The following is an 11218-nucleotide window of genomic DNA, read 5'->3' on the forward strand; positions in this document are numbered from 1 at the left end:
GCGTTGCATAGGTCGGGTCTCAGTCCAGGGCATAGCGAGTCTCCTCTTCTATGCCAGTTATAACTGTTACCCATGTATCCGGTCTAAAGTGTTACCCATGTTTCCGGTTCATACCGCAGCGCCACCGGGCAACCCGGCTAAATGACGCGTGAGAACTGCTGCATCCGCGCTTTCTGGCGCAGATACGCATCGAAGCACATGCAGATATTACGGATCAGCAGGCGGCCCTTAGGCGTAACCTGAATTCCCTTCTCATTCACATCCACCAGCCCATCTTTCGCCAGCGGCGCCAGCAGTTTCAGATCTTCGGCAAAATAGTCAGCAAAATTCAGATCCCATTGCTGTTCCACGGCGGCATAGTCGAGGCGGAAGTTGCAGATCAGCAGCTTAATCACATCCCGACGAATACAGTCATCGCGGGTCAGCGCAATTCCTCGCCATAACGCGTTCCCCTGCTCGTCTACCTGCTGATAATAGCGCTTCAGCTCTTTTTGGTTCTGCGCGTAGTTGTCGCCAATCATACTGATGGCCGATACGCCCATCCCCAGAAGATCGGTATCCCCCTGGGTGGTATACCCCTGGAAATTACGATGCAGCACACCTTTGCGTTGAGCAATCGCCAGTTCGTCATCCGGGCGAGCAAAGTGATCCATGCCAATGAACTGATAACCGGTTTCGGTCAGTGAAGAGATGGTCTCCTGCAGGATATCCAACTTCTGTTGCGCGCTGGGCAGGTCGGCATCTTTGATTTTGCGCTGAGCAGCAAACAGCGTCGGCAGGTGAGCGTAGTTGAAGACGCTCAGTCGGTCTGGATTCAGCTCAGCAACGCGTTTCAGGGTGAAGGCGAAACTTTCCGGCGTCTGTTTTGGCAAACCATAAATCAGATCGATATTCGTCGAGGTAAAGCCAATCTCCCGCGCATGATTCAGCAGCGCAAAGATAAACTCCTCATCCTGCTCACGGTTCACCAGGCGCTGAACTTCTTTATTGAAGTCCTGCACCCCCATGCTCAGGCGGTTAAAACCTTCAGCGCGTAAATGATCGAGCACATCCAGCTCAATTTCACGCGGATCCACTTCGATCGAGATTTCCGCATCCGCGTTAAAGTTGAAGTTGCCACGCAGCAGCGACATCAAACGGCTGATTTGCGCTTTATTCAGATACGTTGGCGTGCCACCGCCCCAGTGCAGCTGACTGACATGACGTCCGGCAAACAACGGTGCGCGATGAATAATTTCTTGTTCTAAGACATCGAGGTATTGATCGGCTTTATGCTGCTGACGCGTCACAACCTTGTTGCAGCCGCAGAAGTAACACAGTTTGTGGCAGAACGGGATGTGAACGTACAACGAGAGCGGACGCTCAGGGTAACGCGCCACAGCGTTTAAAAACGCCTCGGCGCCGTAGTCTTCAGAAAACTCCAGCGCGGTTGGGTACGAGGTATATCGTGGCCCGGAATAGTTATATTTCTGGATCAGGGCCAGGTCCCAGTCTATTAGCTGCTCTGACATGCTCACTCCTTCCGATGGCGTCTCTGGCGGGTACGGCGTACCGGCTTAACCCCTGTGCGGGTAATAAGCCGGTTGCGCAGCCACTTCTGTCGCCGCGACAACCGCTGTAGTTTAACGAATAACCACACCAGATAACATATAACCGGAAGGGTTATAAGCAGGACGGGAAGACCCACGGTGTAAAACCGTTAGTTGCCGCCTTTCAGCAGGCGCATCATGTCTTCCGGTTTTTCTTCTTCTTCCTCTTCTTCCTCGTCATCGTAAGAGAGACCCAGCTTTTGCATCAGCTCATCAATGCGATCCAGCTTGGCATCAACCCAGGTTTGATCTTCCGCACTCAGGGTTTCTCCTGCTTCAAGACGCTCCAGCAGCGCATCCAGGCGCTCATCCGTTTCCAGTAAATCCAACTCAGCCTGTGGTGAAAGCATAGGTTTCTCACTCTTCGGTTTGTGCTGTTTGGTGACTTTTTCGGTCACGCCCAATGGAATGGGGGTTTTGCTGCCAATACGAGGATCTTGTTGCTTATTTTGCTTTCCGCCACCAGATGCGCCATCGCTACCGGACGCACGGCTACCCGCCGCATGGCCACGGTGTTTTTTCTGGCGCTTACGGTCGCGAGCTTCCTGGTTAATTTCTTCGCGTGTTTTACGACGCGCTTTTGCAGGACCTTTACCGCGTGGTGTAGAAGTTGGTTTCATCATGATTCGTCTTTGGCTGTTTTAATTCAGTATATATTTGCGCCGGAATCTAGCAGAAATAAAGAAAAAAGGCGACAGAGTAATCTGTCGCCTTTTTTCCTGACTCTCAACCCTTACGGGCTCTACTATCCCTGTTGGCTATCAACACACCCTGTTTTTCCCTTAGCCTGAAACATTCCGTGTTGTTTCCATTTCCTTTTACTAACGTCTCCGGACGTTTGTCTTCCTGACAATCCTGTGTCTTCGCCTCCTGGCGCTCCTGACCCTCATCCTGAGTCGTCTATCCTGTCAGCTTCCTCGCTATGGGCACTACTTTACCGTTTTGGTTTAAACGTACAAGTAACCAAGGTAACAATTTCGGATTTTAAGAATAGTGCCTAACCGTAACGCTATGATTTATTTAGGCCATGTCATTTTTTACACTGTCATCTCGTATAGATACTATCGGCAATGTCTCACAAAGTGCGAGGTTTTTACTTACACAGGCCACGCGTCGAAAAACCAGCCTTTTGCTGGTGTTCAGGTATAATCGCTGCAAAGCCTTGATTGATGGAGAGGACCGCTTTGACTAACTTGAATTATCAACAGACGCATTTTGTGATGAGTGCGCCTGATATTCGCCACTTACCTTCCGATACCGGAATCGAAGTGGCTTTTGCTGGCCGTTCCAACGCAGGCAAATCCAGTGCGCTAAATACCCTGACTAATCAAAAGAGTCTGGCGCGCACATCTAAAACACCGGGCCGTACTCAGCTCATCAACCTGTTTGAAGTCGTTGACGGTAAACGCCTGGTTGACCTGCCGGGGTATGGTTACGCCGAAGTGCCGGAAGAGATGAAGCGCAAATGGCAGCGCGCACTGGCTGAATATCTGGAAAAACGTCAGAGCCTGCAAGGTCTGGTGGTACTGATGGATATTCGTCATCCGCTTAAGGATCTGGATCAGCAGATGATCCTGTGGGCGGTAGAGAGCAACGTTCAGGTTCTGGTGCTACTGACTAAAGCAGACAAGCTGGCCAGCGGCGCGCGCAAAGCTCAACTGAATATGGTACGTGAAGCCGTGCTGGCATTTAATGGCGATGTGCAGGTAGAAGCCTTTTCATCACTGAAAAAGCTGGGCGTGGACAAACTGCGGCAGAAGCTGGATAGCTGGTTTAGTGAACTGGCACCGGTCGAAGAGATTCAGGACGGGGAATAATCCCCCGCTATGCCGGATGGCGCCGCTGCGCGTCTTATCCGGCCTACGGTGTGAGCGAAACTTTTCTTGCGCACAATAAAAAACGCCCCAGTCATTACTGACTGGGGCGGCTAAAATATTCAGCCAAATCCGATTACGTGAAGTAAAAGGTCTGAAAGATAGAACATCTTACCTCTGTACCCTACGTGAATAACTTTACTCTTTTTTGAGCAGCTCAGAAAGCACTTTTTGTAATTTTTTTTCATTCCTTACATAGGGAATTCTAATGGACATCACAAAAAGTTCTATCTTATGTTGCTTAGTTACGAAAAAGGTCGTTATTCAGTAAACCCTTAGTGCGCTTGATCCCAGTTTTCACCACTACCGACTTCCACTAATAACGGCACGTCAATCTGGGTCTCGTTTTCCATCAGTTGATGGATCTTTTTAGACACACTTTCCAGGTCATCTTTGTGCACTTCAAACACCAGTTCATCGTGAACTTGCATGATCATGCGCACGCGCGGTTTCTCGGTTTGCAGCCATCCGTCTACGGCTATCATGGCTCGCTTAATAATATCTGCGGCAGTACCTTGCATCGGGGCGTTGATTGCGGCGCGTTCAGCACCCGCACGACGAGCGCCATTACTGGATTTAATATCCGGCAAATAGAGGCGACGCCCTTCCAGCGTTTCAACGTAACCCTGCTCTTTTGCCTGTGCACGCGTGCGTTCCATATATTCCAGCACGCCAGGGTAGCGTTCGAAGTAGAGATCCATGTACTTCTGAGCTTCTTTGCGCGGAATATTTAACTGGCGAGCAAGACCAAAGGCGCTCATCCCGTAGATTAAACCGAAGTTGATAGCTTTCGCGCTGCGGCGTTGTTCGCTAGTTACTGAATCCAGCGGTAAGCCAAAGACTTCAGCGGCCGTTGCGCGGTGAATATCTTTCCCTTCGGCAAATGCAGTAAGCAAGCCTTTATCACGCGAGAGGTGCGCCATGATACGCAGTTCAATCTGCGAGTAGTCCGCTGAAACAATCACGTAGTCTTCCGGTGCAATAAACGCCTGGCGAATACGACGACCTTCGTCATTACGTACCGGGATGTTCTGCAGATTCGGGTCCGTTGAAGACAAGCGCCCGGTAGCGGTAACCGCCTGATGATAGGAGGTATGTACGCGCCCGGTTTTCTTGTTAATCATCAACGGAAGCTTGTCCGTATAGGTCGACTTCAGTTTTGCTAACCCACGATATTCCAGGATCACTTTCGGCAACGGGTAGTCCAGCGCCAGCTCTTCCAGTACCTCTTCCGAGGTTGATGGCGCGCCGCCAGGTGTTTTCTTCAGCGGCTTAATACCCTGCTTTTCAAACAGGATGGTTTGTAGCTGCTTGGTGGAAGAGAGGTTAAACGCTTCTCCGGCGATCTCGTGCGCTTTTTGCTCCAGCTCGTTCAAACGCAGCGTCAGCTCTTCTGAATGCTTGTGCAGAACAGCCGGATCGATTTTCACACCGTTGCGCTCAACGCGAGACAAAACCGGCACCAGCGGCATATCGATATTTTCAAAGACGTTCAGCGGCCCTTTATGCTGCTGCAATTCCGGCCACATCTTCAGATGCAGTTGTAGCGTAACGTCGGCATCTTCCGCAGCGTAACGACCAGCTTCTTCCAGCGCTATCTGGTTAAAGGTCAGCTGGTTTTTGCCCTTTCCGGCGATCTCTTCAAAGGTGATGGTTTTATGTTTCAGCCAGCGATCGGACAGGCTGTCCATATCGTGTCTACCGGCAACGCTGTTAAGAATGTAGGACTCGAGCATGGTGTCAAAGACGATGCCGCGCAGTTCGATATCGTAGTTCGCCAGAATGCCGCGATCGTACTTCAGGTTTTGCCCGACTTTATGCGCGTTTTCGTCTTCCAACAGCGGCTTCAGCAGCGCCAACGCACGGTCGCGAGTGATCTGATCGGGGGCGTCCAGGTAGTCATGGGCAACAGGAACATAGGCAGCTACGCCCGGTTCAATGGCAAAAGACAGTCCAACCAGATTCGCAGAGATATTGTCCAGGCTGTCAGTTTCTGTATCAAAGGCGAAGACGGGCGCTTTTTTCAGCTTCGCGATCCACTCTTCCAGCGTCGCTTCATCCAGAATCGTCACGTAGTTATCGTACGAAAGAGCCGTCGCAGGTTCTTCCGGCGTAGCCTCGACGACGATTGTTTCCTGCGGTTTAGCCGCCGGCTTCGTTCCTTTCGCCTGCAGCCATTTACCGGCTTCTACGTCTGCAACCCAACGCTTAAACTCATACTGTTTAAACAGGCCAAGCAGTTCATCTGCGGCGGGCTGCTTCACTTGCAGTTGCTCGCAGGTTAACTCCAGCTCAACATCTGTTTTAATGGTCGCTAATTGATAAGAGAGGTACGCCACCTCTTTATTTTGCTCAAGCTTGCCCGCCATGGTTTTCGCACCACGGAAAGTCAGCCCCGCAATTTTGTCAGATTCAGCATAAAGGGTATCCAGCCCCCCCAAGCCCTGGAGCAGCGCCTGAGCCGTTTTTTCACCCACGCCAGGTACACCAGGAATGTTATCGGAGGAGTCGCCCATCAGCGCCAGGAAATCAATGATCAGCTCAGGTGGAACACCGTACTTATTCACCACTTCATCCGGGCCAAGGATAGTATTGGTCATGGTGTTGATCAGGGTGATGTTCGGTGTCACCAGCTGAGCCATGTCTTTATCACCGGTACTGATCAGCACCGGACGACCAACCTTTTCCGCTTCACGCGCCAGCGTACCGATAACATCATCCGCTTCCACGCCTGAAACAGCCAGTAATGGCAGCCCCATCGCTTTTACCATCGCATGTAGAGGTTCAATCTGCGCGCGCAGATCGTCAGGCATTGGCGGGCGGTGTGACTTGTAATGCTCGAATAATTCATCACGGAAGGTTTTACCCTTAGCGTCAAATACCACAGCAGCATGGGTCGGCTGATATTGTAGAATCAAGCTACGCAGCATGTTGAGAACACCGTACATCGCACCAGTAGGTTCTCCTGCGCTGTTAGTCAGCGGCGGAAACGCGTGATATGCGCGATAAAGGTAAGATGAGCCATCTACAAGGATAAGTGGGTTTTCTGGGATCTGAACCATAATGTCCGTGCCTGTTTATCAGATTATGGGTAAAGGATGCCACAGACGGGATGAAAACATGAGTTTTTCGCCGTTTTTGTCGAAAAACTTTTGCAGTTCTTCTGCTTTGCTCGCAAATAAGACTGTGGATAACTTTGTGAATAAATAATTTTCAGCTCTTTAAATATAGCAAGATAATTATTGATTCATTATATTTTTTCATATATTTCAGTTAATTAAATAAATCTACAGCATTTTATTCCATTTTTATCGCTTGTATCCCGATGTGGATAGATATTCCTTTTTTTTCTATTCAGGGAAGATCCATCATTTGGTTCGTTTTCTGATAAAATCAGCCCCTTGCGCCTTTTTAGCGCACTGTCTATGGCTAACTTATTGAATAATTTAATTATGACAAGAATACTCGCTGCGATAACGCTGTTGCTGAGTATCGTATTGACCATATTGGTTACGATTTTTTGTTCTGTGCCAATCATCCTTGCCGGGGTGGTAAAACTCCTTTTGCCTGTTCCTGTCGTCTGGCGCAAGGTTTCCATCTTCTGTAATTTCATGATGTATTGCTGGTGTGAAGGTCTGGCTATACTGCTGCACCTCAATCCACGATTGAAGTGGGACGTCGAAGGGCTGGAAGGTCTTAGCAAAAAAAACTGGTATCTGCTCATTTGTAATCATTACAGCTGGGCCGATATCGTCGTGCTTTGCGTTCTGTTTCGTAAGCACATCCCGATGAATAAATATTTTCTCAAACAACAACTCGCCTGGGTGCCGTTTATTGGCCTGGCCTGCTGGGCGCTGGATATGCCGTTTATGAAACGTTATTCACGCGGCTACCTGCTCCGTCACCCGGAACGGCGCGGTAAAGACGTGGAAACAACGCGTCGCTCCTGCGAGAAATTTCGCGTACACCCGACAACTATCGTCAATTTTGTCGAAGGTTCACGCTTTACTAATGAAAAACGTGAGCAAACCCGCTCCCCCTATCAAAACCTGCTCCCACCTAAGGCGGCCGGTATCGCTATGGCATTGAATGTGCTGGGGTCGCAGTTTGATAAGTTGCTGAACGTCACGCTGTGCTACCCGGAAAATAGCAGCCACCCTTTCTACGATATGCTGAGCGGCAAATTAACGCGTATTGTCGTGCGAGTGAACCTGGAGCAAATTCAAGAAGAGTTGCACGGTGATTACGTGAACGATAAAGGTTTCAAGCGTCGGTTTCAGCTATGGTTGAATACGCTCTGGAGCGAGAAAGACGCGCAAATAGATGCGATTAAAGCCACAAACAAAAAAGCCGGTCAATGACCGGCTTTCGCTTTTACTTCTGACTAACCAGGAATTTCACGGTATCCGCATATTGCTGTACAAAGATATCCATGCTGCTGGTATCCATGCCCTGCGGGTTTACCTGGTATTTACCATTCACGAACATCGCCGGAACGCCCTGCAGCTGTAAATCAGCTGCCGCTTTTTCCTGCTGCGCCACGAGTGATTTCACCACAAAGCTGTTCCATGCCGCATCGTAGTCTTCACCTTTAATACCCGCGTCGACAAACACTTTACGGATATCTGCAACAGACTGAACGGTTTGGGTTTTCTGAACCCCTTCAAACAGCGGAACAGTGACCTTATCTTCAACGCCAAGTGCCATAGCAACAGCCCAGGCCTGCGTCAGATCTTTACCCAAAGGCCCAAGAAACTCGACGTGGTATTTGGTCATCTTGGTGCCTTCCGGCAGTTTTTTCTTCACGTTATCAGACACATGAAGCACTTCTTCAAACTGATAGCAGTGCGGGCAGTAGAAGGAGAAGAACTCCAACACTTGCGGTTCACCCGCAACAGGCTTTTCCAGAGTGATGTATTGTTTACCATCCTGGAACTGCGCCGCAGATGCGCTAAAAGCTAAAACCATACCAGCCAGCGCCAGCCATATTTTTTTCATGTTCAAGTTTCTCCGATTAATACATTGGCGTTAATTGTAAGGGGGGCTCTTGCAGAATTTTTGCCTGCTCAATAAAAGTTGCGGTCTGACGATGCCAGTAATCTTCCCCGGTTAACCACGGGAAGTTTTTTGGAAACGCAGGGTCACCCCAACGTCGGATCAGCCATGCAAGATAATAAACTAAACGCATAGCACGTAAAGGTTCGATCAGTCCGATTTCTGTCGTGTCGAACTCACTAAACTCTTCATAAGCCTCGATAATGGTTTCAAGCTGCATGCGTTGTTCAGCTTTATCACCATTGAGGAGCATCCATAAATCCTGAATAGCCGGACCATTGCGGGCATCATCTAAATCGACAAACATCGGGCCATCGCGCCACAGAATATTACCGGCATGACAATCACCGTGCAGGCGTAACGTAGTAAAACGCGTATGCCAGCATTCGGAAACTACTGTAATAAGTGAATCCGTTGCTTTCAGGAAGGCTGCTTTTTGCCCTGAAGGAATAAGTTGGGCCTGTTCAAACAGTTTACGCGGTTCGGTCAGATACTCTTCAAGGCCAATCGTGGGACGGAAAGCGAAATTACGCTTGCCGCCAGTCTGGTGCATACGTCCCAGATAGCGCCCAACCGCCTCCATCTGATCGATGTTATCGGCCTCAAACTGGCGTCCGCCGACGCTTGGGAAGATCGCATAATGAAAACCCTGATGGCTTAACAGTGTTTGGCCGTTCAGTACCAGCGGAGCAGCAACCGGCACTTCATCGCTCACCAGTTCCAGCGCAAACTGGTGCTCTTCCTGGATCTGATCAACGGACCAACGCTCAGGGCGATAAAACTTAACGACAAAGCGTCGACGGTCTTCGTCCTGAAACTGATAGACACGGTTTTCATAGCTGTTAAGCGGGGTTAGCCCGGAGTCCACCCGGATCCCCTGCTCAAACAGTGCATCCATGATGGTGTCCGGGTGTAGCGTCTGGAAAGTAAAAGCGTTGTCGTTCATCCCATCATCCGGAAAATACTACGAATGATTCAGGATATCATTTCGCAGCGCTTTCGGTGGCGGCGATTACAAGCTTTTACTCTTTAATTACGCCACGTGCGCGGAGAAGGGCTGTTTTAAAATCTTCTTCATAATCTTTCTGAATACCTGGGATGACGGCGTCTTTCGCCGAGTCACGCATTTTCAGGTGATAGATCAGAATGTCATCAGTTAAATCCGCCAGTTCACCGTCAAAACCTGACTCTTGCGCCAGTTTCTGTAAAAATTGCATCAGGTTAAGATCAGGTTCTTTCTGCCAGGCTGGCTGGAGGAGTTCAATAACTTCATTCAGGCGTTTACATTTCATGGTTGTGCTCCTTAGGCTCAATACGGATACGTTAGCAGGGTCAATCCCACATTAAAAGAGGCGATATCAGTGATTCTGGATAGTGCAATAACAGGGGTTGTACTGGCGGGCGGTAAGGCCAGACGAATGGGCGGAACCGATAAAGGTCTGCTTGAGCTGGACGGTAAACCGCTTTGGCGGCATGTAGCCGATACCCTCGCTTTGCAGGTCGAAACCGTAGTAGTGAATGCCAATCGCCACCGGGATATCTACCAACAAAGCGGCCTGAAAGTTATTCCCGATGCCCTGGCCGATTTCCCTGGCCCACTGGCTGGGATGCTGTCGGTATTCCTGCAGCAAGCGGGGGACTGGTTTTTGTTCTGCCCGTGCGATATGCCCTATATTCCTCACGATCTGGTCTCCCGTTTAAAAGAGCAGCGCAAAGCTGCACCAATCGTCTGGGTGCATGATGGGGAAAGAGATCACCCGACAATTGCCCTGATGCACCGCTCCTTGCAGCCCTTGCTACAGGATTATCTTCAGTCAGGTGAACGACGCGTCATGGTCTTTATGCGTCAGGCTGGCGGTCATGCCGTCGATTTCAGCGATCATAAAGATGCCTTCGTAAACGTGAACACACCTGAAGAACTTGCAAAATGGCAGGAAAAATCATGATCCCATTACTTGCCATTGCGGCATGGAGCGGTACGGGAAAAACCACGCTGCTAAAGAAACTGATCCCTGAGCTGCGTGTCAGAGGTATTAGACCCGGATTGATTAAGCATACTCATCACAATATGGATGTCGACAAGCCCGGTAAAGACAGCTATGAGCTGCGCAAAGCAGGGGCGGCACAAACACTGGTCGCCAGCCAGCAACGTTGGGCGTTAATGGTAGAAACACCGGAAGAACCCGAACTGGATTTAGCGTATCTGGTAAGCAGAATGGATGCTTCGACGTTAGATATGGTACTGGTTGAGGGATTTAAGCATGAACCTGTTGCGAAGATCCTGCTTTTTCGTGAGGGCTGCGGACATACTCCTGAAGAGTTGGCGATGGATGAGTTTGTTATCGCGGTTGCCAGTGATGTTCCGTTATCTGTGGATGTTCCATTATTAGATATTAATGATATACAGCAAGTTGCTGATTTCGTTACGCAATGGGCAAGACGATAACTACGGTGTGGTGATGCGCCTGATGCGCCTGATGCGCTTTGGTAAGCCGGATAAGGCGTTTACGCCGCATCCGGCAGGTTTCATTTCGTACACGCGCAAAAAAGCCCATCCGGCAGGATGGGCTTCTTCACTTTAATTAATGCCTGGCAGTTCCCTACTCTCGCATGGGGAGACCCCACACTACCATCGGCGCTACGGCGTTTCACTTCTGAGTTCGGCATGGGGTCAGGTGGGACCACCGCGCTACAGCCGCC

Annotated in this window: 11 protein-coding genes, 1 rRNA gene and 1 pseudogene; 4 read left to right on the forward strand and 9 right to left on the reverse strand. The window is 49.9% G+C overall.

Features of this window, described 5'->3' with window-relative positions; genetic code table 11:
- Positions 1-137: 137 nt before the first annotated feature.
- From hemN to FHD02_RS23785, 3 genes and pseudogenes are all read right to left on the reverse strand, one after another.
- The gene (gene hemN / locus FHD02_RS23775) at positions 138-1511 is read right to left on the reverse strand and encodes an oxygen-independent coproporphyrinogen III oxidase (RefSeq protein WP_038635842.1); all 1374 of its coding nucleotides are present in this window, start codon (positions 1509-1511) and stop codon (positions 138-140) included.
- A gap of 188 nt (positions 1512-1699) precedes the next feature.
- On the reverse strand, positions 1700-2209 hold the full coding sequence (gene yihI / locus FHD02_RS23780; protein WP_047025942.1) for a Der GTPase-activating protein YihI: 510 nt from the start codon (positions 2207-2209) through the stop codon (positions 1700-1702).
- A gap of 106 nt (positions 2210-2315) precedes the next feature.
- A pseudogene (locus FHD02_RS23785) lies at positions 2316-2564 on the reverse strand (hypothetical protein).
- A 209-nt stretch (positions 2565-2773) separates the two neighbouring features.
- Between FHD02_RS23785 and yihA the strand changes: the two are divergent.
- Positions 2774-3406: a ribosome biogenesis GTP-binding protein YihA/YsxC gene (gene yihA, locus FHD02_RS23790; protein WP_042313572.1), complete on the forward strand. Its 633-nt coding sequence runs from the start codon at positions 2774-2776 to the stop codon at positions 3404-3406.
- A 332-nt stretch (positions 3407-3738) separates the two neighbouring features.
- On the opposite strand, the gene polA is transcribed toward yihA, so the two are convergent.
- Together polA and FHD02_RS24930 are read right to left on the reverse strand one after the other, a co-directional pair.
- Positions 3739-6525, reverse strand: coding sequence for a DNA polymerase I (polA, locus tag FHD02_RS23795; protein WP_165408680.1), 2787 nt, complete (start codon positions 6523-6525; stop codon positions 3739-3741).
- A 215-nt stretch (positions 6526-6740) separates the two neighbouring features.
- A complete protein-coding gene (locus tag FHD02_RS24930; protein WP_233639323.1) occupies positions 6741-7076 on the reverse strand; it encodes a hypothetical protein in 336 nt (111 codons plus the stop codon).
- Here FHD02_RS24930 and FHD02_RS23800 point away from each other — a divergent pair.
- The gene (locus FHD02_RS23800; protein WP_255597497.1) at positions 6970-7824 is read left to right on the forward strand and encodes an acyltransferase; all 855 of its coding nucleotides are present in this window, start codon (positions 6970-6972) and stop codon (positions 7822-7824) included. The two genes, FHD02_RS24930 and FHD02_RS23800, sit on opposite strands and share 107 nt — an antisense overlap.
- A 13-nt stretch (positions 7825-7837) precedes the next feature.
- Here FHD02_RS23800 and dsbA read toward each other — a convergent pair whose 3' ends face one another.
- The 3 genes from dsbA to FHD02_RS23815 form a co-directional block, all read right to left on the reverse strand.
- Positions 7838-8461, reverse strand: a complete 624-nt coding sequence (dsbA, locus tag FHD02_RS23805) for a thiol:disulfide interchange protein DsbA (protein WP_038635827.1) — start codon at positions 8459-8461, stop codon at positions 7838-7840.
- A 16-nt stretch (positions 8462-8477) separates the two neighbouring features.
- Entirely contained in the window at positions 8478-9464 is a 987-nt protein-coding gene (locus FHD02_RS23810; RefSeq protein WP_220394377.1) for a serine/threonine protein kinase, read from the reverse strand.
- Positions 9465-9540: 76 nt separating this feature from the next.
- Positions 9541-9810: a YihD family protein gene (locus tag FHD02_RS23815; protein ID WP_003028616.1), complete on the reverse strand. Its 270-nt coding sequence runs from the start codon at positions 9808-9810 to the stop codon at positions 9541-9543.
- Between the two features lie 69 nt (positions 9811-9879).
- Between FHD02_RS23815 and mobA the strand changes: the two genes are divergently transcribed.
- Both mobA and mobB read left to right on the forward strand, forming a co-directional pair.
- Positions 9880-10464, forward strand: coding sequence for a molybdenum cofactor guanylyltransferase MobA (gene mobA, locus FHD02_RS23820; RefSeq protein ID WP_038635818.1), 585 nt, complete (start codon positions 9880-9882; stop codon positions 10462-10464).
- Positions 10446-10964 carry a molybdopterin-guanine dinucleotide biosynthesis protein MobB gene (gene mobB / locus FHD02_RS23825; protein ID WP_137350461.1) on the forward strand — a complete coding sequence of 173 codons (519 nt, stop codon included), beginning with the start codon at positions 10446-10448 and terminating at the stop codon, positions 10962-10964. The genes mobA and mobB overlap by 19 nt, the downstream gene beginning before the upstream one ends.
- Positions 10965-11105: 141 nt before the next feature.
- Here mobB and rrf read toward each other — a convergent pair.
- Positions 11106-11218: ribosomal RNA gene (gene rrf / locus FHD02_RS23830) — 5S ribosomal RNA — on the reverse strand; the annotation flags it as partial.

It is taken from the genome of Citrobacter sp. EC_71 (assembly GCF_019584005.1).
Taxonomy (GTDB): Bacteria; Pseudomonadota; Gammaproteobacteria; order Enterobacterales; family Enterobacteriaceae; genus Citrobacter; species Citrobacter werkmanii.

Coding starts and splice junctions, on each gene's coding strand:
- hemN (WP_038635842.1), bottom strand. CDS start 1,511: ATGTCAGAGCAGCTAATAGACTGGGACCTGGCCCTGATCCAGAAATAT.
- yihI (WP_047025942.1), bottom strand. CDS start 2,209: ATGAAACCAACTTCTACACCACGCGGTAAAGGTCCTGCAAAAGCGCGT.
- polA (WP_165408680.1), bottom strand. CDS start 6,525: ATGGTTCAGATCCCAGAAAACCCACTTATCCTTGTAGATGGCTCATCT.
- FHD02_RS24930 (WP_233639323.1), bottom strand. CDS start 7,076: ATGAAATTACAGAAGATGGAAACCTTGCGCCAGACGACAGGAACAGGC.
- dsbA (WP_038635827.1), bottom strand. CDS start 8,461: ATGAAAAAAATATGGCTGGCGCTGGCTGGTATGGTTTTAGCTTTTAGC.
- FHD02_RS23810 (WP_220394377.1), bottom strand. CDS start 9,464: ATGAACGACAACGCTTTTACTTTCCAGACGCTACACCCGGACACCATC.
- FHD02_RS23815 (WP_003028616.1), bottom strand. CDS start 9,810: ATGAAATGTAAACGCCTGAATGAAGTTATTGAACTCCTCCAGCCAGCC.
- mobB (WP_137350461.1), top strand. CDS start 10,446: ATGGCAGGAAAAATCATGATCCCATTACTTGCCATTGCGGCATGGAGC.